We start from the raw sequence: 25381 nt of genomic DNA, 5'->3' as shown, positions 1-25381 counted from the left end.
GTTAATTTACGCGCGATTTACGCGCGATATATCGCTTAATTAAATCAGTGAGTTGCACTGTTGCCTTTATCTAAGAGTTCAACCGCACTGTGGTGTTCAATTAAGTGTTGTTGATACAACCATTCAGTGCTTTCTAAAAGTCCAAAATAAACAGCAGCTAAGCCCACAATCGTTAATACTACTGTGTACGGTAAAGCCATGTAAACCATCCGACCATATGATAAACGCAAAAGAGGCGCAATGGCAGAGGTTAACATGAATAAAAACGCAGCTTGGCCGTTTGGCGTAGCAACACTTGGTAAATTTGTGCCTGTATTTATGGCAACCGCTAACATGTCAAACTGGTCGCGAGTAATTGCGCCTTCTTTCAGTGCGGCTGCTACTTCGGTAATATAAACGGAACCAACAAACACATTATCGCTTACCATGGAAAGCACGCCGTTAGCTAGATAAAATAAGACGAGTTGAGTTTTTCCCTCATAGCTCAACACCCACTCTATAACGGGTTGGAACAAACCTTGGTCAATGATCACGGCAACAATGCCAAAGAAGACACAAAGTAGGGCGGTAAAAGGTAATGCTTCTTCGAATGCTTTACCCAAAGCGTGTTCTTCAATGACTCCGCTCATCGATGTCGCTAGTATTATTACCGACAAACCGATCAAGCCTACGGACGCAAAATGCCCTGCAAGACCAACGATAAGCCAAACGCCGATCAGCGCTTGAACAGCAAGTCTTGCTTTGTCTCGAGTGGTTCTTTCTTGATCCATGTGCTGGTCGTAATCAACCAAAATACCGCGCACAACGTTCGGCATTTGAGCGCCGTAGCTGAAGGTTCTTGTCTTCTCCAAAAGATAGGTAGTCAGCAGTCCCATAAAAAATACAGGAATAGTGATGGGTGCCATGCGAATAAAGAATTCACCGAAGTCCCATGAGGCTTTGTCCGCGATGATTAAGTTCTGCGGTTCGCCGACCATGGTCATTACACCACCGAGTGCCGTTCCTACTGCAGAGTGCATCATTAGGTTGCGCAGGAATGCACGAAAGTCATCCAAATCATTTTTGCTAGGCTGATCGACGTCATCGTCGGCTGTATGGTCATGGTCGTGATGAAAGTCTTTGCCAGAGGCAATACGATGGTAAATAGTATAAAACCCTAAGCCAACACTAATGATAACCGCAACCACAGTTAGGGCATCAAGGAACGCTGATAAAAAGGCTGAAGCTGTAATAAAAGCCAGAGAAAGGGTCGTTTTATTTTGGACTTTGATGACGAGTTTAGTGAACAAAAACATCAGCAGGTCTTTCATAAAATAAATACCCGCAACCATAAACACGAGTAACAAAACGACCTCTATATTCGCCGTTATCTCGTGCATCATGTGCTCAGGGGTTGTCATGCCTATGAATAAGGCTTGTATCAATAACAAACCACCGGGCTGCAGCGGATAGCACTTGAGTGCCATGGCAAGTGTGAAAATAAACTGTACGATGAGAGTCCAACCCGCAATGTAGGGGTCTAGCATGAAAATTGCTGGGTTGACGATCAAAAAAGCGATGATTGTTTTTTTATACCAATCCGGCGCTGGACCTAGAAAGTTTTTATAAACAGCTTCGATAATGGTGGTTTTCATTTAGTTACCTTTATTTGCGATCGCAAAATTTGCGCGGCAGTGTACCAGTTTTTAGAGGCTAAGGAATACAAAGCTCAATACTCATAAGGTTTTCGGTAAAAAAAGGATAAAACTTGAGACTTATTTCTTGATGATTATCGAGAAAATAATTGATTTTGAAAGGATATTTGAAATACTGGGATAAATAAGAAAAGAAATTTGGTAGCTGGAAGTGTTACTTCCGGCTACCCAATTGTGAACTATCGATTAGATAGCAACAACTTTATTTGCACATGGGCCTTTTTGACCTTGTCCAACTTCAAACTCAACTGCTTGACCGTCGTTCAATGTAGCGTAATCGCCGCCAGATTGAATTTCTGAATGATGAACGAATAAGTCTTTACTGCCGTCTTCTGGAGTAATAAAACCGAAACCTTTATCTGCATTGAACCACTTAACTGTACCTTTACTCATATTGCTCTCTTTGTCTTAAGTGAAAAATATAATTCTGATTTGCTATCACCATCACGAAATCAGACTTTAAATTTTGGTCTACCATTTAGCATGGCAAAAATAGAGTATATTACTATTTATCGACTTTTGCTGTTTTTCTTTTTGATATTTACCACTTTTCTCGCAATCGCAAGTAATTCAGGTGAAATATCATCAGCGCCATCTTTTATTAACTTACTTACGTCACCGGACGAGAATAGTGAGCCACGCTCAGATTTCACGTCGAAGGACCTTACGAAATCTTTGGTTTTACCAGTACTAGCCGTGTCAATATACTTGAAGATAATTTCTTCATTGAAGCTCTTCGGTTCTTGCTTCAATGTGTTGATTGTATCCGTAATTGACTTTATTTCCAACTCTAATGTTTCAATTAGTTCAGCAGTGTTTTCATATGGTTTCATTAACGTACTTAACTCTTAAAATTTCAACGATGTATTAGCATCGATTTTGTTGGGAAATATCAAATTAACCAGACATCTTGAGCACAATGATACAGTGAATGATAATAAGTGCATAGTAACTATTTCAAAAGTTGCGATTTTTGACTGATGCGGGTCGCATTTTCTTTCAAAAATATGGCACTAAGGCTACGTCGCTAATGCGCTTTTGCAAGCGCCTCCACTTCGTTTAGGAAAGGAGGTTTAATGCCTGTCATTTCCCACGTACCTAACGAAATAGGTATGCCTCCTATGCTATTTAGTTCGTCGAAGAACGCTCGCAATTCAAAATTTCGTCCCTGTTCTTCGTCTATTTTTGCTTTTTGTGCTATCGCCTTATCTAATAAAGCTTTACCTGTAACATAACTGGTTCCGTAACCAGGTTGACGAAGATAAAGATGTTGTTCAAAGATAAGTAAATCAGGTTCTGTTTTCATCCAACCTCTGGGGGTATAATTCATATGGATTTCGCCTGCTTGCTCCATCGTCATTTGATTGGCGTGAGCGTACAGTGAGCCAAGACCACGAGCTGCTCTCTGGGCTAGCATAATCCAAACTATCTCTCTAGCGCGAGGATTATCATCGTATAAACCTGCGTGCATAAAAATTTCTTCTACGGCGGTAGCGGTGCCTTCGTTGCGGCTATCGAAAATATTGTACAGAAGTGCGTTTCTTCGAATGCTTCTTGGATTCGGGTCATTTTCCATTATAGCGAGTTCGAACCAGTGATAAAAATGTGAATATAATGGGGTTGGATCGAAATGAGTACCGATATAAAAGAAGTTGCGAGTAGCCTCAGGTACAAAATTCCCCAATCTTTCGTAAAGCGCGGGTTTAAAGTAATCTTTAACAGTTACAATATTTTTTTCATCCAAAAACTGAAGGAAAAACGCTGCGGAGCGATTGGCAAGGCGATCATATTCTTCTGCGTTCTTTACCGACACTAACTCCGGTAATGCGCTATTTCTATGTTCCTCTAATTTTAATGAAGACCAAGCCCTGTTAAGTTCTCGACGCAGTAACCTTTCTTCATCTTCCCAGCTTAGGGGGAGCAAATGAACGTTTTTTTGATACCAACTATATTGCTCGATGCCCAGCCCTGAAGGGCCCGTTTTTTTAGCGCTTTGTTTTTGTAACCACAAAACAAACTGCTGCGTCGAACGCATAGCCTGTTGGTGTGTCTCAATAAGTGCTGCATTTTTAGTTGCTTGAATTTGCGGTGTGATGTCTAACAAATCTTTGTGCTGCGTCTGGATGTCACGTATGCCGGCTACCCAAAGTTCTTTTGCATTTCCCGTTAAGTTTTCTCTAGCTTGCATTTGCAAAGGCTTTATTCGCGATAAATCATTGTTTAGCCGAACCTGCTCGCTTGCACTGATAGGAAATGAGTAGCTCCACAACTCAGTGAGATAATGAGGTGTTGGACCTTCATGAGCTGGGACATCACTTTTGTATGTCCATACTTGCTTGTAAAATGCTGGGTCTCTTTGCCAAGGCCTTAATATCTTTTCGTTGAATTCATAACCATTGAGCTCGGCTAACATTACAAACCAATCTACTTGTTGCTCAACAGTCCATTCAGATTTGTTAAACGCTAACAACTGAGTTTTAAACTTTGTCCATTGCTTGTGACGGTTTTCGAAAGTTTGCTTGCGATAGTCAGGCGCAAGTTCATGCAGAGGAGCGACCTCGAAGGCACGCCACTGCGTAAAGAGAGTTTCTAACTGACGAAAATCTGAAGTTGATCTTGCACTAAAAGAAATAAATAGCAGCAGTATTGCGATGTACTTTATGGTCATTTTTATATTCCTTGTTCAATTAACCACAATATAGCACCGAAGATTAATACTTCCCTTGTTATAAGCATCTGGTACAATCAGTTAAATTGTTAATTAAATGTTGTTTGTGAAAACATGATCTATAAATCTCAAAGTCCAGCCGGTTTTGCTGAAGAGTATATTGTCGAGTCTATATGGAGCGGTCGCTTCTCTCCAGGAACTATTTTACCTGCGGAGCGAGAGCTTTCTGAACTGATTGGCGTCACTCGAACAACATTGCGTGAAGTATTGCAGCGTTTAGCGAGAGATGGATGGTTGACGATTCAGCACGGCAAGCCGACGAAAGTAAACAACTTTTGGGAAACTTGTGGACTGAATATTTTAGAAACACTCGCACGATTGGATGAAGATGGTCGTCCGCAGTTGGTTGATAACCTGCTGTCAGCGCGAACGAATTTAAGTGCTGTCTTCATGCGAGCTGCTTTTAAGCAAAATGCAGAAAAGTGCAAGGAAATTATTGCCCGCTACTCAGAGGTTGAGCAGGACGGAAAGTCGTTTGCTCAATTCGACTACCAGATGCACCACGACCTAGCGTTTGCCTCTAACAATCCCGTTTACGTGCTGATGATGAATGGCTTCAGAAGTATTTATGCTCGTATTGGTGGCTACTTTTTCTCTCACCAACCAGCACGAGATGTCGCGACTCAATACTACCAACAGTTGCTTGAGGTATTAGCCCAAGACGAGGCTGATCGGGTTATTTCCGTCGTTAGAAAATACGGTATTGAAAGCGGTAAAATTTGGCAACAGGTTAGAAAGGATCTGCCAAACAACATTGTTGATTAGCAGTACTCACCTCAATTGCTCAGTGACAACTAACTTAGTAGTGAACTCAAGATCAAACGGCAGCCTTATTATGGCTGCGATAAGTTAGGGCGTTATGAGCTACAAACACAACTTTTACAGAAAATAAAACAGCTTACTGGCTTCATAAAAACAACGACTAGTTAAAAGGGCACAGCATGACAACAGCAGTTGATACTCCATATCCTCATTTATTTCGTCCTCTCGATTTAGGTTTTACCACTCTTAAAAATCGCGTGATAATGGGTTCTATGCATACCGGTTTAGAAGAAGCGCCGAATGGCCATAAACGCATGGCGGCATTTTTCGCAGAACGTGCGAAAGGCGGCGTGGGTCTTATTGTTACCGGTGGAATAGGACCAAATGACGAAGGTGCAACACATGCGGTCACAAAACGCTTAGATTCTGACGAGGCAGTAGAACATCATAAAGAAGTAACGGCAGCAGTGCATGCTCACGGCGCCAAAATTTGTATGCAAATTTTACATACGGGGCGCTACGCATATAACAAAAACTTAGTGGCTCCTTCAGCCGTGCAGGCGCCAATTAATCCGTTCACGCCCAAAGAATTGGATGAAGAAGGTATACAAAAGCAAATTGATGACTTCGTGTATACTGCTCAACAAGCTAAACGCGCTGGTTACGATGGCGTTGAAATAATGGGTTCTGAAGGTTATTTCTTGAATCAATTTATTGCTGCGCGTACTAATTTTCGTTCTGACGGATGGGGCGGCGAGTATCAAAATAGAATTAAATTGCCAATTGAAGTTGTGCGCAGAGTGCGTGAGGCAGTTGGTGAACATTTTATTATTATTTATCGCTTATCAATGCTTGATTTAGTGGAAGGTGGTTCGACTTACGACGAAGTTGTAGAACTTGGACTGGAAATAGAAAAAGCGGGTGCAACTATTATCAATACCGGTATTGGTTGGCACGAAGCAAGAATACCTACTATTGCAACCAAGGTACCCAGAGCCGCATTTACTTGGGTCACAGCAAAGTTTAAAAAGGCACTAAATATTCCGGTTATAACTTCTAACCGAATCAACACGCCTGAAATTGCCGAAGCGGTACTAGCGCGCGGTGATGCAGATATGGTGTCAATGGCTCGCCCATTTTTGGCAGACCCAGAGTTTGTGATAAAAGCGGAGCAAAACAAAGCCAGTCAAATTAATACATGCATTGGCTGCAATCAAGCGTGTCTAGATCATGCCTTCGAGGGCAAAATGACGAGTTGCCTTGTCAACCCTCGAGCGTGTCATGAAACAGAGTATGCAATTGAGCCCGCAACAGTCATAAAAAATATTGCCGTTGTTGGTGCCGGTCCTGCTGGTCTGGCTGCGGCGACTACCGCAGCGCAACGTGGTCATAAAGTGACTTTGTTTGACGCGGATTCAGAAATTGGCGGTCAGTTTAACATTGCGAAACAAATTCCAGGCAAAGAAGAGTTTTACGAAACGCTTCGCTATTTTGGTGTGATGCTTGCGTTGCATGGCGTTGATGTGAGGTTAAATACCCGAGTCGATGCCTCTGAGCTGAATAAAATGGGCTTCGATGAGGTAATCTTAGCAACGGGTATTGTGCCTAGAACACCTGATATCGAAGGTATCAATCATCCCATGGTGCTCAGCTATATAGATGTAATAAAACATAAGAAACACGTTGGCAAATCTGTAGCCGTAATGGGCGCGGGTGGTATCGGGTTTGATACTTCAGAGTTTTTGTCCCACGGTAAGCAATCCACTAGCACCGACATTCCAGCCTTTATGAAGGAATGGGGTATTGATATGACAATGACAGCGAGAGGCGGTGTTGAAGGCATGAAGCCGCAACCTGAGGCTTCTCCTAGAGAGATATTTTTACTACAGCGAAAAACCACCAAGGTTGGTGCGGGCTTAGGTAAAACTACTGGGTGGGCACATCGCGCTGGTCTTATGATGAAAGGCGTCAAGATGATCGCTGGAGTTGAATATTTGAAAGTTGATGATGCAGGGCTACACATTAGAGTGAACGACCAAGTGCAAATTTTACCCGTTGATAACGTTATAGTATGCGCAGGACAAGAGCCTTTGAAAGCACTAGCTGAAGGCTTGAGTGCGCCTCATCACTTTATTGGCGGCGCTGATTTTGCTGCTGAATTGGACGCTAAACGAGCTATAGATCAAGGAACTCGGTTAGCCGCTAGTTTGTAAATAGTTTTAAGTGAAATCAATCAAAAGGCAGATTATTTAAATAATCTGCCTTTTTCTATTTTTGTTGTATGTTTAGAATGTACCGATGTAGGCGATCATTTAGCGTTCAAATAGCGTCATTTTTTGTTTTTCAGGGTCAAATCTGAAGTCGAAGTTTCTTAACACATTCATACCCAGTAAGCCTTCGAATGAGCCTGTGAACGTTTCGTCAGGTAACACGATAACGCTGACATTATTAATATTAATGTCGCCAAGCGTTAGCGTATTCAATTTAAATAAAGGGGCTTCAATGCCGCCCCCTGCGGTTTGTACACTAAATCGGCCTATAAATTCTGTATCGCTTTCTGGTACGTTAGCAAACACTTTTCGACTAATTGCCGTGGTAGAAGCGCCAGTATCAAGCAGCAGCAGTTGGCTATTTCTGCCTATGCTGGTTCTTACAAAGAATTGTTGACCACTGCCCAAAACGGTGACCGTTCGCTTCGATAAAGTAGCCGTATCAGTTATATCACTTCTAATATCATCATCCGTCTCGGCTGCGCTTGGTGAATAAATAGACTTACGTAATTGCTGCGCTCTTGTATCATCATAGGGAAGTGCTGCAAGCGCATTCTCCATTAAGACGACTTGTTGTTGTTCCCCGTAAGCTCTTGCTAAGCCCATAATATAGTCGCGGTTCAGCGGGGCAATTTGTAACAAGGGTTCAATGAAAGTTGCCAGCAAGTCCCACGCTCTATCAGCACTCAGTTGTTGAATTACCTTTGAGGTATTGACTTCAATAATACTATTAATTTTATTTTCTTCTTCAGCGGGTAGGTTTTTTTCCAGTAAATTATAATAGAAGACAATCGCAGTGTTTAGTGGTTCTGTATGAAAAATAAGATCAGCTTCTATGAGCCATGCTTTGTAATCACTGGGATATAGCTTCAAGTATTCACGTAAAAGTAGTTCTAAATCGTCATATTTCTTTTTAGCCTGCAGTATTTGGAGCAACTCGAATATTTCATCGGCTGACATTGCTTGGGGAGCTTGGTAAGCCTCTGTTACCTGCTGCTGAAGCGCGGTATCTTCGGCGCTGTTGTTTGCTTTATCACTTCTGTCACTACTGAATGTATTATTGGTTCTAACTTCGTTCGATTGACTGAAGCTATTTTGGTCATTTAGCGTAACCCTATTCATTGATGCAGGCTTAAGCTCTGGCTTATTGGTTTTTAAGTCAAATAACAAATAAGCATTTAAGCCTAAAGACAGCAGTAATATGCTCACAAGAAGTTTTTGCATGATTAAATGTCCTGTTCCCTATGCGAGTTCATTTTATTGCTGTGATTGAATCGTGTATCTCAATATTTTTTGATGCCGCACTGCCATAAACTTCCACAAATTCAGCTGGCATTCTTTTCGGTGAGCCAGTGGACAATGATACGCAAACAAAGTGAGTTTGTGCCGTGAAGACTGTCTTTTGAGTCCGCAGCGAAATAAACTGAAATTCTCGGCTCAATCGAAACTTTTGGTCGCAAGCGACTATCCAAGTTGCACATGCAATTTTATCGTGCAGATGCGCGGCCCGTTGATAATTTAAGATATGTTGCTGAATTACCATGCCACGGTCTAGCTTCTTATATTCTTGCATGCTTAGTCCCAAATACTTGGAATGCTGCCAAGCTAGATGTTCGAGCTGTGAGACGTATGCGACGTTATTGACATGTTCATAGTGATCGATGTGTTTTTGTTCAATATGCCATATATCTACGAACGGTAAATCCCGTTGCCACGCTAGTTTAGATAGGGCTTCGTCACTAACATTCAGTATTCGTTTTGTTTGTTTGTTCAATATTGCTTCCTGTTGTTGGATAAAAAGTTTCAAACCAGTGCCCAGACTACCTTGATTTACAGTATAATATGAATCCATTTTTGAATATGCTGTTAATTAATTGAGTTTGTATTTTTGAATCATTTGCCTTTTTCAAATAAGCATGGCGTTAATAAGAAAGCTGAAGACTTGATTACGCTTTTTAATGCATGTTTTGCGAACACTGAAAATACCCAATTGGTAGGTAATGCTGACGAGCCCATTTACCAACCCTCCAGTGGAGACGGTCAGTGTAGTCTGGTGATATTTACGCAAGACTATTTTTCGAGCGCGCTGCATGAAATAGCACATTGGTGCATTGCTGGAAAAGAGCGCAGAACGCTTGTTGACTATGGTTATTGGTATCTCCCGGATGGTCGAGACGCTGAACAGCAGGCTAGATTCGAAGCTGCCGAAGTGAAACCACAAGCTCTAGAATATGCGTTTTCCCTCGCTGCAGGTGTTAAGTTCCGAGTCAGCATTGATAATCTGCAAGGTGACGAAACTTGCAGTAAACAATTCGAGAATGCCGTTGAAAACCAACTGAAGCACTTTATTCAGTTGGGCTTCAACGCAAGGGCGCAACAGTTTTTAGATGCGCTTCATCAATTTTACGGTACAGCTCGTTTGCAGGCATTCAATCCCCTTAAGAACCATACAGTGACTCTGGAGAGCAAGGTTGAAAAGACGATTTAAGCTAGGTCTACTAATTAATCCTTATTCTGGCATCGGTGGTGCACTCGCGTTAAAAGGCAGTGATGGCGCGGATATACGCCAGCAGGCTTTAGCCAGTGGCGCTGAAAAGTTGTCAGGGAAAAAAATGACGGTCGCGCTGCAAGCGTTGCTGCCTCTAAAAGATCAACTTAGTATTTTTACGGCATCGGGCGAAATGGGCGAGGATGTTGTCTCGGAGCTGGGTTTTAAATACGATGTCGCCTATCAACACCCTGCATCGCAAACTGAATCAGCAGACACCCAAGCCGCGGCGCTGGCGTTAATGGCACAAAAAGTGGATTTGATTTTATTTGCCGGCGGCGATGGAACTGCTAGAAACATTTGCGAGGTTGTGGAAAACCGATGCCCAGTAGTTGGCGTCCCGGCAGGCTGCAAAATCCATAGCGGTGTTTATGCAATAACGCCCAAAGCTGCGGGTAAAGTAGTCGCACAAGTGGTTAAAGGCGAGCTGGTGAGTCTAATGGCGGGTGAGGTAAAGGATATTGATGAAACTGAATTCAGGGCAGGTCGAGTACTCGCTAAACACTATGGTGAAATGCTAGTGCCCGAAGAGTTAAGTTATATTCAAGCGGTAAAAATGGGGGGGAAAGAATCTGACGAACTGGTTTTATCAGACATCGCAGCGCACGTTATTGAATTAATGAGCGACGAACCAGACACACTATTTGTTATGGGTTCTGGCTCGACAGTAGATAGCATAATGCAAGAAATGGAGCTTAAAAACACGCTGCTTGGCGTTGATTTAGTCAGTGATCAGAAGTTAGTAGCAAGCGACCTTACTGCGGCCACTTTACTGCAACATTGTGCAAATAAGCCCACCAAAATAGTCCTCACTTTAATTGGTGGACAAGGACATGTTTTAGGTAGGGGAAATCAACAATTATCCCCTGAATTAGTGAATTTAGTGGGTAAGCAAAATATCTTAGTAGTTGCTACTAAGTCGAAATTACAAAGTTTACACGGCCGACCTTTGGTATCAGATTCAGGCGACGCAGCATTAGATGACATGTTAGTTGGGCCTATCCCTGTTATCACGGGGTTTCACGACTTAGTTTTATATTCAATCGGCTCAGTTTAGCGTTTAAACCAAAAGTGGAGGAAGTTTTGAGGCAAGACTGTAGATTTATCGAACAAACCGACAAGATGCAGGCGCATTTGGATTCATTTATCGTAGATGGGAGCGACCACGAGCTGTTTATCGCAAGTTACTTACACGGTCATTTTGATGTGGCAGTTGCGAACGTTGAGAAATTGATTGAAAAAGGCGAGGAGAATCCAATCTCAACGCTACACAGTACACTCCAAGTTCAATTGAAAAGCGCATTTGAGAATAATGAGCTCAGTGACCAAGATGCTCAGCAAGTTAGCGGGTTGTTTAATTTTTTATTTCAAATGTAGTTTTTTGCCAGCGTGTTGAGTCTGCTTTTGCTATTAATTAAGCCTGTTATCCAGGCTATGTAACAAGATTATGACGTCGGATTAAATCACGGATCAAAAAGCGGTTTGTATTGAGCGCATTCAATAAGCGCTTATCCAGTGGCAACGGCGCTGAACATAGCTGGCTGACAAGTATTTCAGCCATTAGCGGAGCAGTGGTTAAGCCCCTAGAACCTAAACCCGTTAGCAAGTAAACATTGGGCTGTACTGAAGGGGTGGGATAGTAATTATCCGCTTTCGCTTTGTAGAGTTCATTCAATTCAACCTTTTGCGTTTCTACTAGCGGAAAAGCCCCAACCACTGGTAAGTGATCTGGCAGACTGCAGCGAATGGCTGCTCTTCCTCGTGGATCATTATCAACGGCAGCATGATTTGAATTACTTTCATTAAGCGATTTGTTGAGAACGAGATCATGCGACCAAGAAGCGCCATCTAGTGCCTGTTGATGCATATTCAAATTTAATTCAGCTTCACTTTCTCTATACTCAGTATTTAAATCGTTCTTAACATACGTTGAGCCCATTGCATGATGATTTTGATGCGCGGGCGTCATGTATCCCTTGTGACACAAAACGGTACTGAGAGGTGAAATACTCGAATTACTTGGAATACGCTCGACCTGACCACGAGTCATGCGAAAAGGCAAATCGAGATCCTGTAATAGGTGTGATTCAGCACCACAGGCGAGTACCACAACATCTGCTTCTGTTTTAATATTTTCCGATGCTGGATTAATCGCGCTGTTTTTTGCACAAGTAAATATGAGTTGAGTTTTATTTTCAGCAGTCACAATATTTTGGAGTCGGTGGCTCACATAAATACTGAGGTCATCTCCGCCAGCAGCGTTAATGCATGCTTCTACTAAGCTAGGCGGCGATAACCATCCTCCTAATGGCAGATGCAGACCAGGAGTAGGAATTTGGATGTTTGCAATAGTCGAGGCCTGTTCAGGTTCAAGCCACTCAACTAGAGCCTGTGGCCAAGTTTGATTGCGCATCATATTTTGATATCTGCTGGTCACATTTTCGTTAAAGCATAACTGCAGTACTCCACACCATTGATGCTCGAAGAAATGCCCTTCACTTAATAATTGCTCATAAAATTGACGTGCATATAAAAAACTATGCGCATGGATCTGACTTGCAATGCCTGCTTCGGCATTCAACTGCGGGTAAAAGCCACCTTGTTCATTGCCTGAGGCGCCTTGTGCTAGCTTATCGTCTGCACAATAGAGGCTTACTTTTTTACCCGCTCTAATTAGTTTTAATGCGCAAATTGCAGCCGCTATGCCACCGCCGACAATAGCAACGTGCTGTTTTGTTGATGTATGAGGCATGCTTATTGATGTGTGGCGATGATTTATCGGTGCTTGTCTTGGGCTAATTTTTTCGTCTTCTGTTAGCGTTAAATTACCAATCAACATCTCTCGCTTCTTTCCAAAGCCCTTTTGTTTGTCAACAGTAAAACCAGCATCTCGGAGCCCTCGCTTTACTGCGCCAGCGGCGGTAAATGTTGCAAATGTGGCGTGATTTTTACTCAAACGCTTAATTTGATTAAACAGAGCAGGTTGCCACATTGAATCATTTTTACTAGGCGCAAAACCATCTAAAAACCAAGCATCAATTCGTCCTTCGTTGTGGGCGTGCGCATGGCTGAATCCTTCTGTAGCATCGCCTAACCACAAATCTAAAATTACTTGGTTATCAAATAAGTGAATACGATGCAGACCTGGCAGAGCCATAGGATACTGCTTAATTAACGCATCACTTAGTATGCTCAACTCAGGCCATAACGTTAAGGCTTTGCGTAAATCAAGCGCGGTCAGTGGAAACTTCTCGGTACTGAAAAAATAGAGTTGGTTCAATGGTGATGTTGGATTATTTTTTCTAAAGGACATGAATTGCTGTGCTGCGACGAGGAAATTGAGTCCCGTACCAAAGCCTGTTTCACCGATATGGAAACTCGATTGCGTGGTCTTTAACCAGCGCTCATTCAGATGATTGCTGTCAATAAAGACAAACTGAGTTTCATGGATGCCGCTTTCATTAGAGAAGTAGACGTCGTCAAACGCGCTAGCAACGGGAGTGCCGCTTTCATTAAAGTTAATGCTCGCATTAGAAATCTTCAAAAACACTGCTCACTTGATAAATATATAAAAGGGAAAAATGCCATTCACTAACATCGTATTGAAATGGCGTCGTTGTTAACCAGCAAAACTACTGTGTATCCATTTTCGGCATTGCTTAGGCGATTCCGCCTGACGCATCGCTCATTAGTATATCATGTGAAAATCAGCCGACACAGCAGATATAGGGACTAAACAAATGCAAGGTTCTCTAGTCTTAGACGCGTGTGCTTAGTTGATAAGCTTAATGATGGTAGTTTTGTAAAAAATTGGTGTGAGCACGATAACAGAGTGATTTGGCAGCGTTAGTTTAACTTTTTGTTAAAAATTGTAAATATCAGACCACTTTAGTCATTAAAACCGTTACTATAACGCGCAGAGCAATAATAATAATGAATTCGCAACAATATATTAGGTGAAAAATGAGAAGAGCAGTGATTACTGGCCTTGGCATCGTATCGAGCATAGGCAATAACAAAGAAGAAGTGACCGATTCATTAAGAGCGGGTCGCTCGGGTATTACCTTTTCACAACAGTTTGCTGACATGGGGCTTCGCAGCCAAGTTTGGGGAGATCTCAAAATAGAACTTTCCGAACATATTGATCGTAAAGCAATGCGCTTTATGGGTGATGCTGCAGGTTATGCATTTGTCGCAATGCAGCAAGCGATAGAAGATGCGGGTTTAACGGAAGAGCAATATTCGAACGAACGAGTTGGGATTATTGCAGGTTCTGGCGGAGCTTCCTCTGAAAACCAAGTAATATCAGCCGATACTTTGCGTGAAAAGAGCGTTAAACGCATTGGCCCATATATGGTTACTCGCTGCATGGGCAGCACTGTTTCTGCATGTTTGGCAACACCGTTTAAGATTAAAGGCGTAAATTACAGCATTTCTTCTGCCTGTGCGACCAGCGCGCACTGCATCGGTAACGCATTGGAAATGATTCAACTTGGTAAGCAAGATATGGTATTCGCCGGTGGCGGTGAAGAATTGCATTGGGCTCTATCAAGCCAGTTCGACGCAATGGGCGCCTTATCAACGAAATATAACGATGATCCAACAAAAGCATCACGCACCTACGACGCGGATCGAGATGGGTTCGTCAGTTCTGGCGGCGGCGGCATGGTCGTTGTTGAAGAGTTAGAGCATGCGCTAGCTCGCGGTGCGAAGATATACGCGGAAGTGGTAGGCTACGGTGCTACATCTGACGGCTATGACATGGTTGCTCCATCGGGTGAGGGCGCTGTTCGTTGTATGAAACAAGCGCTACAAGGAATTGACCAGCCAGTCGATTATTTGAATACTCACGGCACATCAACTCCCGTGGGAGACGTCAAAGAATTGGAAGCAATTCAAACTCTGTTTGGCAAGAACAGTCCGCCTATGAGTGCGACAAAATCAATGACCGGTCATGCACTAGGAGCTGCGGGTGTGAACGAAGCGATTTACAGTATCCTGATGATGGAGAATGATTTCATTGCACCTTCAATTAACGTTGATAAGCTTGATGAAGCTGCATTAGGTTTAGATATTGTTACGGAAACCAGGGAAGCGAAACTAGACCTTGTTATGTCAAACAGTTTTGGTTTTGGTGGCACTAACGCTACGCTGGTGTTGAAAAAATATCACGCTTAGATTTGCATCTAGAAAATTCTCATATCTATGTTGTTTTGTTAGTTGTTAACATATTGATAGATAAGTGAAAAAATAAAGAAAAACCATTCAATGTTGAGTGGTTTTTTTATTTCAACGCAAACCGGCAGCTTACCCTTACTGAAGTTTGTGGCTCTATTTATCAGTTACGTATGGGGATTATTCTTTGAAAATTTTGTATGACACTGCAATGCCATACGCCAACGCCTTCTTTTCTGGTTTAGGTGATGCAAATGCTTTTGAGTTAGGTAGTTTAAACAGCGAAGCGCTTGTTGATGTTGACGCATTGTTTGTTCGTTCGACAACTAAAGTAACAGCAGAATTACTGCAAAAAGCGAATAAGTTACAGTTTGTTGCAACGGCAACGGCGGGCTTTAATCACATTGATGTCGATTATCTTGAGCGTAGCGGTATAACTTGGTACGCGGCGGGTGGTTGTAACGCAGTAGCCGTTGCTGAATATGTTATAGGCGCAATTCTCCAACTTGCGCATGAAGATAATTTTAATCCTTTCGATAAGAAAGTAGCGATAATTGGAGCCGGAAATGTCGGCACAGCACTTTCTCAAATTTTAGATGGTTTGCAATTAAACTATGTTTTGTGCGACCCACCGCTGCAAGAAGCAGGTGACCGAAGATCATTCGTGGACCTCACCGATGCTCTGCAAGCTGACATAATTTGCCTGCACACGCCTCTTACATCGAAAGGTAAGCATCCTACATTACACATGCTGGGTAAGGAGCAATTATTAACTTTATCTGCGCATCAGTACGTCATTAATGCATGCCGTGGTGAAGTTATCGACAATGATGCTTTACTCAACTGCTACAGCTTGGGTCAGCATCTAAACGTTGTGTTAGATGTTTGGGAAAATGAACCATTCATTAATCACCAGCTAATTCCTTACGTTCGCCTAGCAACGGCGCATATTGCTGGGCATACTTTGGAAGGCAAGGCGAGAGGAACGTCGATGGTCTACGATGCCTTTTGTAAGCATTTAAATTTGCAAAGTCAGCTGAAATTAGAGCAATTCCTTCCTCGTTTTGAAAATAACCCAATGGTAAATTCATCTAATTCCTCTTTTAATCAATTATTTCAATTGGTTAAGTATATGTACGACATTAAAAAGGATGATGGTATTTTTCGTGCTCGCATGGCAAAATCAAAGGCGTTTGCTGCAATTAGAAAACACTACCCGATAAGGCGAGAATTCAGCGCAGCGGAAGTGACATTTTGCACTGAAGAAGCAGACGAAACTAATAAAAAGAATGTGGCAAAAATAGCTGCGTCAATAGGGTTTAAAATAGCCAACTAACGATACTCGTTTCACCCTTATCATAATTTTATTTTGGAGATATATTCATGTCGCAATCTTTCGACGTTGCTGTTTTAGGCGCTACTGGCTTAGTTGGCCAAACCATGATGGATCTATTGGAAGAACGAGATTTTCCAATTAACAAATTATACCCACTTGCGAGCGAGCGCTCAGCGGGAGGCAAGATAACGTTTAAAGGTGAAAAAATAACGGTCTTGAATGCCGACGAGTTCGATTGGTCTAAAGTACAGTTTGGCTTTTTTTCTGCCGGTGGTAGTGTGTCAGCAAAGTATGCCCCAATAGCAGCTGAAGCGGGTTGCGTTGTCATAGACAATACCTCTCACTTCCGTTATGACGCAGATATTCCACTTGTTGTACCAGAAGTAAATGCGCATGCCCTGGCAGATTTTAGAAACCGTAATATCATTGCTAACCCTAATTGCTCTACTATTCAAATGCTAGTAGCGTTGAAGCCTATCCATGATGCCGTTGGGATAGAGAGAATAAACGTGTGTACATATCAGTCTGTTTCTGGTGCAGGGAAAAGCGCAATGGAGGCCTTAGCGAGACAAACAGCAGAGCTGTTAAATGCAAAGGCGGTCACAGGTGAAGAGTTTTCTCGTCAAATAGCGTTCAACGTTATTCCACAAATTGACGTGTTTTTAGATAATGATTACACCAAAGAAGAAATGAAAATGGTGTGGGAAACCCAAAAAATCATGGGTGACGAAAGTATTTTGGTCAACGCGACTGCAGTAAGAGTGCCTGTTTTCTTCGGGCATGGAGAAGCTATTCACATTGAGACTCGTCAGCAAATAGATGCTGAAGCGGTGAAAGATTTGCTGCGTAATGCTCCTGGTATTACCTTATATGAAAAGTCAGAAGATTTTCCAACGCAAGTCTCATCGGCGAGTGGCAACGACAGCGTGCACGTAGGTCGGGTTAGAAATGATATTTCGCATTCGCATGGCATAAACCTCTGGGTTGTTTCAGATAACATTAGAAAGGGGGCTGCGACAAACAGCGTGCAGATAGCGGAGACTTTAATAAAGGATTATCTGTAAATTTAAGTGAGAAGATGCCGATAAGCTTTTGACGCTGTAGTTTAAGTCAAAAGCGTTATCGGTATCAGTATTGTCTTTGTCAGTTACTGAGTAGTGTTTATTAACTTGACGCAATTAGTGTATCCAACCCTTAATTGGAGAGTCGAAAAAATTACTATGCAGTGGTCTCTATTACTCACTCGTGCAATATTTGTAGCTATTTTAGGTTTTTCAGCAGTCTCAAATGCAGTTGCACAAGGCACGCAAATTCAAGGTCCTCGTGACGCCGCTGATGTATATTCAGGGGTTGTTTATGGACCCATTGATCAGTCAGATACCTTATGGGCCATTTCTGGGCAATATAGAAAAAATCAGCAATTCACCGTATATCAGGTGATGCTTGCTATATACGAACTCAATCCTCGTGCTTTTGCAAATCGTAACTTCAACACGATGGTCAATGGCTCAATGTTAAAGCTCCCCTCAGATCGTTACATAGCCAGAATTGACCCAGCAAGAGCGAGAACTAAAGCTGAGCAGGATGATCGTGCGTTCACTCAGTCAACAGGGCGCCGTGGTGGGAGTGCTAATCAAGAGCTCAGCACATCGCCTGACATTGAGAATTTAAAACCGGATGTCCCTCTGGTAAATAAAGAAGAATTAGACGCCGCACAGAATCAGTTTCAACAGCAAATAAACTCCCTAAAACGTCAACAAGCAGGCATCGTCAACGATTTTAAACAACAGCTAGAGCAGTCCATACAAGCAACTCAAATTATTATCGATGAAAATAAAGTCGTGCTTGACGAGTTAGCGAAGAAAGACGAAGAAATTGTTGCGCTTAAAACTGAATTATCGGAAGACTTTCAAGCAAAACTGGACGATCAAGCGGCGCAAATTCAGGAATTACGTGAATTTGTAAAGCTAACAAAAATGAAGGAAGAAGCAAAAGAAGAGAGCTCATTTGGCAATCTTATCAGGCAACCACTTTTCATTATTATTGTTGCCACAGTCGCTTTCTTTCTTATTTTTGTGTTAGTTGCTCTCGTGATTTTACGCAAACCGATCAACGATAAGGAAAAAAGCGACGCGAGTGCTGAAGGTGCCGAAGATATCACATTAGATGATTCTGTTTCTCACGACGCTGATGAGCTGTTGGCGATCTTGGAAAGCGGTGATGTATCCGATGACGACTTATTGGACGATATTTTATCCGATGAACTTGAAGAGTCCATCGACGAAGTTGCGTTGGATACTGATGATTTTGGTGATATTGACGACGAAATGTTGGTGCCCGATCAGAGAGATAAAAACTCGGAGGATGACCTTAGTGATGCGTTGGCAGATCTCGATAGCGACGACATAAGTCTGGACGACGATTTGCTTGATTTAGAAGGCGAAGATATCGCCCTCGATGACAACGATAGCTTTGATTTAGATGGGCTAGATGATGCAGACGCAGAGCTTGAAGAAGTCGATATTGACAGCATACTTGACGAGCAAGGTGTTGATATTAGACAAGTTGAAGCTGATGCGAACAAGCAGCTGCGCGAAAGCGACGAGGACGCCGACGACGATAATTCATTCGCTGAGAGTTTTGCTGCAGCGGAGGCTGCGTCTGGGTCTGATGATGAGCAGCTTGAAATAGATATTGATGACTTGCTGGAACAAAATGTATCAAACGGCGATTTGCCTGAGGGCATTTCGCTGAATCGTTCTGGAGATATTGACGAAAATATTATTGAACAGATTCGATCTGAAATTTCAGAAAAAAATAGTGAAATTAAATCGTTAACAGAATCTTTTGAGGAAGAGCTAGCAAACAATAACTTCGTTGATGACGATAACGCTGATGATGACACTACTCTGCAAGATCCTGAAGCCAATATTGCTTCTTCAGACCAGCAAAAATCTATTCGTCCGCTAGATGAGCTGACGAAAGGCCTTGAGGATGATATTGCAGATGCCATTGCAAATGCAGAAGACGAGGATGCATCTCATGGTCTAGAAGACCAAGAAATTGATGATCCTCTTACTGATGAGCTGTTGAGTGAACTAGGTGCTGAACAGCCTGACGAAGATATAGATGCAGATATTGAAGAACTATTGACTCAACCCTTAGAAGAAGAGGCTGTTGAAGAAGAGGATGTTGAAGAAGGGGTCAACTCAACATTAGAAGATAGCTTGAACGACCTACAAACCGGTACAATTGATTTTGAGCAGCATGAAGAAGTTGCCGATGAACTCGAAGAGTTAGATAACATCGATATTGATTCGGTATTGGATGATAGTTTAAACGATTTGCTGCAAAACAATCTTGAAGCAGATGATTTTGATGCTGAGAGTGGCAACAACACTGAATTAGAATCAGCGAGTTCCATCGAGGATAATAGTGAACTTGATATTCTTGCTGCCGATGCCGATGCTAATGAAAATGCAAACCTAGAATTAGATGATGCTTTGCTTAAAGCATTGGACTCGACTGAGGCGTTTGACGAGATTGAGCTTGACGACATTGAGTCAGACATTCTGGATTTAAATGAACTCTCTGGATTGGATTCTGAAGATACATCTTCGGATGAAGAGCAAGATGAGCAAGAAGCTGATGAGCCAAAACTCGCGTTGGATGATATTCCTAGCTTTGCCAGTGATGAACGTGAAAACAAGTCGAATGGCGTGCCAGCAGGGTCTGCAGAAGAAGATATAAGCATCGGCGAAGACGAAGCGGATGTTGAAAGTAGCAAAACTGATGCTAGCGCAGACGATGATTTATTAGATCTGCCAGGATTAGACGATTGGTTAGATGATGACGAAGATACAGAGCTAAGTTCCTCTAAGGGTGATAGTGAGCTTGCGCAAGCCTTAGATGAGTATAGTGAAACGGATTCAGAAGATGACGTTTTACGTGAAATTGAGGAGGCGGACTTTGATTCCTTGTTAGAGGAAATGGGGGCTTTGTCTGACGAACAAACAGCCGCAGAAATTGACAAGTTGGCGAGTGACGATTTGGACGACTTTGAAGTCGAAGGAGATTTAGAGGATATTACTCCTGAAACGTTGGACAACCCAGATCTAGATTTAACTGCGTTGTTTGATGAATCAGAAGTAGAAGACTCAAAAGATTTTATTGATGTGGACAGCTTGCTGCAGGAAAGTGAAAATTTAACACCTGCTACGGACGAAGAATTGGGACTAGGTTTCGATATGTCGCTTGATAACTTTCTTAATGACGAAGCCGAAATAGATGTTGATTTAGATGCGGATCAAGCGAGCAATTTGGACTTAGCTCAGGTATACATTGATATGGAAGATAATGAGGCTGCAATTGAAGCGTTAGAAGACGTTTTGCAAAAAGGCACTGCTGAGCAAAAAGTAGAAGCGCAAGCGCTATTAAAGCAGTTGAGGGGCTGAATGAGTGACTACTGAAGCATCAAAGCGAGCTATTCATCAAAGTCCAGATGCAGAGTTAGATATTTTTCTTGCAAAATCGACTTTGGGTTTTAAAAAGTGGTCTTTCCTTGTAGGCTTACTCTCCTATTCTGGCTTTACGGCACTCGACTTTTTTCGTTTTCCTTCCGAATTGTATTCGACAACTATTCCGGCAAGAGTTTTATTTGTGCTAATTCCACTTTGTATCGCGGTTTATGTTCATTGGACCAAACCAATATCATCGACTCGCGCATATATAAGCCTCAATACAACGATATATTTAGCAACCGGCCTAGTGAATGTATTCGTGTATGCGTTAGCCAGAGGAAGTGGTGTTAGCGAGTTCTCTGAACTGGGTTTTGTGCTGATTATTTTATTTGGTTGTCTAATGATTTCCTTGCCCATATTGCATGCAACAATGGTCAGTATATTTTTAATTGTTGTTTTGTTTTTCGTTACTTCCCTTGTTGAAGGCTTTGTTATAGCACATGTTTTTCAGATTAGTGTTTATACATGTGTAGCCACACTTTGTTTGATTGTGCACGCTAGTTTTCAACGGTTGTTGACAGATAACTACAACATGATCCAACAATTTTATGGTGATTCGATCACAGACCGCTTGACCGGTTTAAAAAATAATCGGTACTTTGTTAAGCAAACATTACATTTAATACAGCAGGGCAAAGTAGAAAATAAAGAAGTGTCACTGGTCATTATTGACATAGATAATTTTAAAGAAATAAATGATAAATACGGTCATGCTTATGGTGATGATTGTTTATCTAAGCTTGGAAAAACACTAAGGTCAGTATGCAGACGTGAGCATGATTTTCCGTGTCGTTTTGCTGGCGATGAATTTACTATAGTGATGTACGATGCAAGCAAACAAGAAGTCATGAAAGTGTGTCAAGATATTCTAACCGATATTCAGCTTTACGACGTTGAAGTGTCCATTGGCAACGCTACTTCAAAAATTGACAAAAGCATGCCTGCTATAGTCATTAAAAATAAGCTATTCGAGCAGGCCGATGAGGCGCTTTATAAAGCGAAAGAAAACGGCCGAAATATGGTTTTTTCAGCCGCTGATTTGGAGGGTTAACGAAAGACTAGGCGTCTAACGGAACATTAAAGTCTTCGGATAGTTCAAAGTCGCCTTCAACTGTTATCAGTTTTCCATCTTCGAAACTGATGATCAGATCTTTCTTAAAGTCTTCTCCGCGTTTACTCATTCCTCGCTTCATTTCATAAATATAGTACCAAGTGTCTTCATCAAATGAGTCTTCTACGACTGGGCGCCCTAGCACATATATTACTTGTTCTTTGGTCATACTGATCCGGAGCTTTTTGACGTCTCTATCGTCAAGATAATTGCCCTGAGGTACATCGATGCGATATATCCAGTTTTTACAAGCCGAGGTAGATAATATCATTGCAATGACAATCAGTAGTTGTGTTAACTTCATTTAATAATCCGAATTAGTAGTACTTAATATTGTAAGGCAGATGCCAACATTTACGGACACAGATGCTACCCACTAATATGAGACCATTCAACTTTTAATTAGTTCTTATTTACAGTTTTAAAAGGTCTTTTGCATTTGCGATAGCAGTATCGGTTAATTTATCACCAGCAAGCAGACGTGCAATCTCATTTACGCGTTCGTTTTCGGTCAACCTTAGCATTTTGGTCTCTGTGGTATCGCCATCAGTTAGTTTAGTCACGAATACCTGATTGTGACCATGCGCAGCTACTTGAGGCAAGTGCGTGACGCAAACAACTTGAGATACTTCGCCCAGTTTTCGTAACAAACGACCCACGATGGATGCCGTTGGTCCACTAATGCCGGTATCTACTTCGTCAAATATCATGGTAGGAACCTGGTTGCCACTCGATGTGATCACTTGTATTGCTAAACCAATTCTCGAGAGCTCACCGCCAGAGACTACTTTATCTAATGCATCTGCGGGCTGACCAGGGTTGGTTGTCACTTTAATTAGAACCTCGTCTTTACCATGAGCACTAGGTGCAGATGCTTCATTGTAGTCAACGTCAATGAATATCTTTGCGTGCTGCATGTTCATGTCTTTCACATGAGATTCAATTTTACTTGCTAGACCCTTTGCACTTTGGGTTCTGGACGCATGTAGCTTACGAGCGGCTTTTTCGTAATCTTCTTTGTTTTTTTCGCATTCTTTCGTTAATGCGGACAAATTACCTTCGTCTTTAAGTAATCCCGCATATTCTTCTGCTAACTGCATGTGCATAGCGTACAAACCTTCTGGTTTAACGTGATGCTTTCTAGCAAGCTCCATAGCCTCTGAGTAGCGTTGCTCAACTTGCTGAAGTTTCATTGGATCTATTTCTAAGTGATCACAATATTGGCGAATTTCCTGCGACGCTTCTTCAATTTGAATCGCAGCTTCATTGAGCATGTCTACTATAGGACCTAGCGTAGGATCGTGTTCCTGCAATTCAGATAAGTTATCTACACTGCTTTGAATGGCGGACAGTGCATTAAATTCTTCACCTTCATATAGTTGATAAAAGCTAATTTGAGCTTGCTCTAATAAAGTTTGGCTATTACTTAAGCGTTTGTGCTCAAGTTCCAGCTGTGAGAATTCGTCTTCGCCAATGCTATAGTCATCTAATTCTTGAACTTGATATTCTAGTAAGTTCTTACGATCGGTTCTCTGCTTTTGGGCTGCTTGCAGCTGCTTCAATAGCTGCTGTTTTTCTTTTAGTGCATCGTAGGTAACAGCGACTTCATTTAAGAGCGGCTTATGTGCTGCGAAACTATCGAGCAATTTGCGCTGATTATCAGGTTTCAAGAGTTGATAATGCGCGTTTTGACCATGAATGCTGACCAAATACTGGCCCAGTGATTTGAGCTGGTTTAGGGATACAGCGACGCCGTTTATAAAAGCCTTTGAGCGGCCCTCGTTGCTAACGAGCCTTCGAATAAAACATTCGTTAGGATTGTCTTCCTGAAGTAGCTCATTCTCTTCCAACCAGGCTTTTGCGAGTGGTACTTTTTTGATATCGAAATGCACTACAATTTCTGCTTTTTCTGCACCTTTTCTTACCGATGCAGCATCGGCACGGTCGCCGAGGCATAAGCTTAATGCATCAATGGCAATTGATTTCCCCGCGCCTGTTTCGCCAGTAATGGCGGTTAAGCCTTCAGCGACATCGACAGCAATTTGTTTTACAACAGCAAAGTTTTTAACAGAAATATGTGCAAGCATTCTAAGATCACCGAAAAATTTAGACACTGGTAATATATACAGTGTTTTGTGCAGTGTAAAGATCAGTTTATTACTAGTATCGAATTGTTTAGCTTTTGGGTTTCTCCTTCATATTCTCGGATGGACCAAGGAGATTATCTAAGGCGGTTTTTTCATGTTCAGAGAAAAGCTGTTTAAAGTTTTCAGGCTGCACATTTATTCGACGCTTAAGGTTATTTGAGATAGTTGAATTGGCATGCTCAAGCTGCTCAACAAATTGTTCAATTGATATATTTGAGTAAGTATATATTCCGCCGTTATTCGAAATAGAGGGTGCGTTCAGTATATCGTTATGTTCCAGAAAAGATTCATGCTTAAATACCGCTTGAGAGCGCGTAAAGTCGCTGTTTACAGCTCGCAACATTGCCGCTTCTGCTATTGCTTTTACGCGAATGCTATCAGCGTTTTCCTCCCATGTTACTCCGCATAAGCTGATATTAAATGCAAAGGTTTGACCCGCAGTGACTTTCTGTTTCAGATGAGGTTGTTGGGTATTACGTAATTCACTCAAAAGGGAAGTTAAAGAATCTAAGTTTAGATTTTCAAAGCTAACTGAACCATAGTCACTTTCGTATGAAAGTTTGAGTGTATTGAGGAAATAATACACTTGCCCAGTGTCGCGCCAAATAGAAGTTGTGATCTCTTGAACAGGTGCAAGTTGCGTATTTTTTTCACTACGGCTTATCCAATTAATGATAGGTTTAATTGCGCTTATTAATTTCATCTACATAAAGGCCTTATAACTTAACACTCGAGTAAAATTATTATTACGCAATAAATTCAGAAGTGGTTTCTTCACAATATCTTTAAGGCTATTTTATTTGGGTCGGTGAATCATATTATTTATCATTGGGCACTGATTTGCTTAGTTAGCCGTGAATTTTGCGACATTGGCTGAGCTTGGCTCTTAAAAAGGGTTCGAACACGTTGTCATTGCCTGATAACATCGGAAAACACTGACAGTAGCAGCAAGTAAAACAACCGCGTTTTATTTTCAGAACTACAGTATACTCTCAAGCTTTGCATAATTGTTGTTCATTATGTCGGGAAGCTTTTAAGTTATATGAAAAATTTCATCAAAAAAATGTGAGTTAATGAAAGCTCTTACTAT

Annotated in this window: 20 protein-coding genes; 10 read left to right on the top strand and 10 right to left on the bottom strand. The window is 41.9% G+C overall.

All coding sequences use genetic code 11. The features are described 5' to 3' along the window. Positions 1–44 precede the first annotated feature (44 nt). The 4 genes from nhaB to GNIT_RS10535 all read right to left on the bottom strand — a co-directional run bounded on the left by nhaB (position 45) and on the right by GNIT_RS10535 (position 4362). On the bottom strand, positions 45–1634 hold the full coding sequence (nhaB, locus tag GNIT_RS10550; RefSeq protein WP_014109191.1) for a sodium/proton antiporter NhaB: 1590 nt from the start codon (positions 1632–1634) through the stop codon (positions 45–47). A gap of 246 nt (positions 1635–1880) precedes the next feature. Next, positions 1881–2087: a cold-shock protein gene (locus GNIT_RS10545; protein ID WP_014109190.1), complete on the bottom strand. Its 207-nt coding sequence runs from the start codon at positions 2085–2087 to the stop codon at positions 1881–1883. A 116-nt stretch (positions 2088–2203) separates the two neighbouring features. Further along, positions 2204–2527 carry a hypothetical protein gene (locus GNIT_RS10540; RefSeq protein ID WP_014109189.1) on the bottom strand — a complete coding sequence of 108 codons (324 nt, stop codon included), beginning with the start codon at positions 2525–2527 and terminating at the stop codon, positions 2204–2206. 194 nt (positions 2528–2721) lie between these two features. Next, positions 2722–4362 carry a DUF885 family protein gene (locus tag GNIT_RS10535; protein ID WP_014109188.1) on the bottom strand — a complete coding sequence of 547 codons (1641 nt, stop codon included), beginning with the start codon at positions 4360–4362 and terminating at the stop codon, positions 2722–2724. 114 nt (positions 4363–4476) lie between these two features. Here GNIT_RS10535 and fadR point away from each other — a divergent pair, with 114 nt between their 5' ends. Both fadR and GNIT_RS10525 read left to right on the top strand, forming a co-directional pair. After that, positions 4477–5187, top strand: a complete 711-nt coding sequence (gene fadR, locus GNIT_RS10530) for a fatty acid metabolism transcriptional regulator FadR (protein ID WP_014109187.1) — start codon at positions 4477–4479, stop codon at positions 5185–5187. A gap of 176 nt (positions 5188–5363) precedes the next feature. Then, positions 5364–7397 carry an NADPH-dependent 2,4-dienoyl-CoA reductase gene (locus GNIT_RS10525; protein WP_014109186.1) on the top strand — a complete coding sequence of 678 codons (2034 nt, stop codon included), beginning with the start codon at positions 5364–5366 and terminating at the stop codon, positions 7395–7397. Positions 7398–7496: 99 nt separating this feature from the next. On the opposite strand, the gene GNIT_RS10520 is transcribed toward GNIT_RS10525, so the two are convergent. Together GNIT_RS10520 and GNIT_RS10515 are read right to left on the bottom strand one after the other, a co-directional pair. Further along, positions 7497–8678, bottom strand: coding sequence for a retroviral-like aspartic protease family protein (locus tag GNIT_RS10520; RefSeq protein ID WP_014109185.1), 1182 nt, complete (start codon positions 8676–8678; stop codon positions 7497–7499). Positions 8679–8706: 28 nt separating this feature from the next. Then, positions 8707–9228, bottom strand: a complete 522-nt coding sequence (locus GNIT_RS10515) for an acyl-CoA thioesterase (protein ID WP_014109184.1) — start codon at positions 9226–9228, stop codon at positions 8707–8709. Positions 9229–9342: 114 nt separating this feature from the next. Between GNIT_RS10515 and GNIT_RS10510 the strand changes: the two genes are divergently transcribed. Genes GNIT_RS10510 through GNIT_RS10500 form a run of 3 tightly spaced genes read left to right on the top strand, consistent with a single transcriptional unit; the run spans position 9343 to position 11379 of the window. Continuing rightward, complete coding sequence (locus tag GNIT_RS10510; protein ID WP_014109183.1) at positions 9343–9942, top strand: elongation factor P hydroxylase; 600 nt, start codon at positions 9343–9345, stop codon at positions 9940–9942. After that, the gene (locus GNIT_RS10505) at positions 9926–11059 is read left to right on the top strand and encodes an ATP-NAD kinase family protein (RefSeq protein ID WP_014109182.1); all 1134 of its coding nucleotides are present in this window, start codon (positions 9926–9928) and stop codon (positions 11057–11059) included. Before GNIT_RS10510 ends, GNIT_RS10505 begins: the two co-directional genes overlap by 17 nt. A 26-nt stretch (positions 11060–11085) precedes the next feature. Beyond that, positions 11086–11379, top strand: a complete 294-nt coding sequence (locus tag GNIT_RS10500; RefSeq protein WP_238526884.1) for a YfcL family protein — start codon at positions 11086–11088, stop codon at positions 11377–11379. Positions 11380–11434: 55 nt separating this feature from the next. On the opposite strand, the gene mnmC is transcribed toward GNIT_RS10500, so the two are convergent. Further along, entirely contained in the window at positions 11435–13546 is a 2112-nt protein-coding gene (gene mnmC, locus GNIT_RS10495; RefSeq protein ID WP_014109180.1) for a bifunctional tRNA (5-methylaminomethyl-2-thiouridine)(34)-methyltransferase MnmC2/FAD-dependent 5-carboxymethylaminomethyl-2-thiouridine(34) oxidoreductase MnmC1, read from the bottom strand. A 419-nt stretch (positions 13547–13965) separates the two neighbouring features. Here mnmC and fabB point away from each other — a divergent pair, with 419 nt between their 5' ends. The 5 genes from fabB (at position 13966) to GNIT_RS10470 (ending at position 22084) form a co-directional block, all read left to right on the top strand. Beyond that, the gene (gene fabB / locus GNIT_RS10490) at positions 13966–15180 is read left to right on the top strand and encodes a beta-ketoacyl-ACP synthase I (protein ID WP_014109179.1); all 1215 of its coding nucleotides are present in this window, start codon (positions 13966–13968) and stop codon (positions 15178–15180) included. A 184-nt stretch (positions 15181–15364) separates the two neighbouring features. Then, positions 15365–16513, top strand: a complete 1149-nt coding sequence (locus GNIT_RS10485) for a 4-phosphoerythronate dehydrogenase (RefSeq protein WP_014109177.1) — start codon at positions 15365–15367, stop codon at positions 16511–16513. Positions 16514–16560: 47 nt separating this feature from the next. After that, the gene (locus GNIT_RS10480; protein WP_014109176.1) at positions 16561–17577 is read left to right on the top strand and encodes an aspartate-semialdehyde dehydrogenase; all 1017 of its coding nucleotides are present in this window, start codon (positions 16561–16563) and stop codon (positions 17575–17577) included. Positions 17578–17733: 156 nt separating this feature from the next. Next, positions 17734–20967, top strand: a complete 3234-nt coding sequence (locus GNIT_RS10475) for a FimV/HubP family polar landmark protein (protein WP_014109174.1) — start codon at positions 17734–17736, stop codon at positions 20965–20967. A 4-nt stretch (positions 20968–20971) separates the two neighbouring features. Next, complete coding sequence (locus GNIT_RS10470; protein WP_014109173.1) at positions 20972–22084, top strand: GGDEF domain-containing protein; 1113 nt, start codon at positions 20972–20974, stop codon at positions 22082–22084. A gap of 7 nt (positions 22085–22091) precedes the next feature. Here GNIT_RS10470 and GNIT_RS10465 read toward each other — a convergent pair whose 3' ends face one another. From GNIT_RS10465 to GNIT_RS10455, 3 genes are all read right to left on the bottom strand, one after another. Continuing rightward, positions 22092–22448 carry an outer membrane protein assembly factor BamE gene (locus tag GNIT_RS10465; RefSeq protein WP_041246397.1) on the bottom strand — a complete coding sequence of 119 codons (357 nt, stop codon included), beginning with the start codon at positions 22446–22448 and terminating at the stop codon, positions 22092–22094. Positions 22449–22557: 109 nt separating this feature from the next. Next, a complete protein-coding gene (recN, locus tag GNIT_RS10460; RefSeq protein ID WP_014109171.1) occupies positions 22558–24231 on the bottom strand; it encodes a DNA repair protein RecN in 1674 nt (557 codons plus the stop codon). An 88-nt stretch (positions 24232–24319) separates the two neighbouring features. Next, entirely contained in the window at positions 24320–24994 is a 675-nt protein-coding gene (locus GNIT_RS10455) for a hypothetical protein (protein WP_014109170.1), read from the bottom strand. Positions 24995–25381 lie beyond the last annotated feature (387 nt).

Source organism: Glaciecola nitratireducens FR1064 (assembly GCF_000226565.1).
GTDB classification, from domain to species: Bacteria; Pseudomonadota; Gammaproteobacteria; order Enterobacterales; family Alteromonadaceae; genus Glaciecola; species Glaciecola nitratireducens.
Note: the sequence above shows the minus strand (reverse complement) of the source record. Positions and strands in the feature narration are given on the sequence as shown.

Excerpts from the sequence above, each read along its gene's own strand:
- GNIT_RS10525 (WP_014109186.1), top strand. The coding sequence starts at position 5,364 with ATGACAACAGCAGTTGATACTCCATATCCTCATTTATTTCGTCCTCTC.
- GNIT_RS10520 (WP_014109185.1), bottom strand. The coding sequence starts at position 8,678 with ATGCAAAAACTTCTTGTGAGCATATTACTGCTGTCTTTAGGCTTAAAT.
- GNIT_RS10480 (WP_014109176.1), top strand. The coding sequence starts at position 16,561 with ATGTCGCAATCTTTCGACGTTGCTGTTTTAGGCGCTACTGGCTTAGTT.
- nhaB (WP_014109191.1), bottom strand. The coding sequence starts at position 1,634 with ATGAAAACCACCATTATCGAAGCTGTTTATAAAAACTTTCTAGGTCCA.
- GNIT_RS10475 (WP_014109174.1), top strand. The coding sequence starts at position 17,734 with ATGCAGTGGTCTCTATTACTCACTCGTGCAATATTTGTAGCTATTTTA.
- fabB (WP_014109179.1), top strand. The coding sequence starts at position 13,966 with ATGAGAAGAGCAGTGATTACTGGCCTTGGCATCGTATCGAGCATAGGC.
- fadR (WP_014109187.1), top strand. The coding sequence starts at position 4,477 with ATGATCTATAAATCTCAAAGTCCAGCCGGTTTTGCTGAAGAGTATATT.
- GNIT_RS10540 (WP_014109189.1), bottom strand. The coding sequence starts at position 2,527 with ATGAAACCATATGAAAACACTGCTGAACTAATTGAAACATTAGAGTTG.
- GNIT_RS10535 (WP_014109188.1), bottom strand. The coding sequence starts at position 4,362 with ATGACCATAAAGTACATCGCAATACTGCTGCTATTTATTTCTTTTAGT.
- recN (WP_014109171.1), bottom strand. The coding sequence starts at position 24,231 with ATGCTTGCACATATTTCTGTTAAAAACTTTGCTGTTGTAAAACAAATT.
- GNIT_RS10465 (WP_041246397.1), bottom strand. The coding sequence starts at position 22,448 with ATGAAGTTAACACAACTACTGATTGTCATTGCAATGATATTATCTACC.
- GNIT_RS10455 (WP_014109170.1), bottom strand. The coding sequence starts at position 24,994 with ATGAAATTAATAAGCGCAATTAAACCTATCATTAATTGGATAAGCCGT.
- GNIT_RS10545 (WP_014109190.1), bottom strand. The coding sequence starts at position 2,087 with ATGAGTAAAGGTACAGTTAAGTGGTTCAATGCAGATAAAGGTTTCGGT.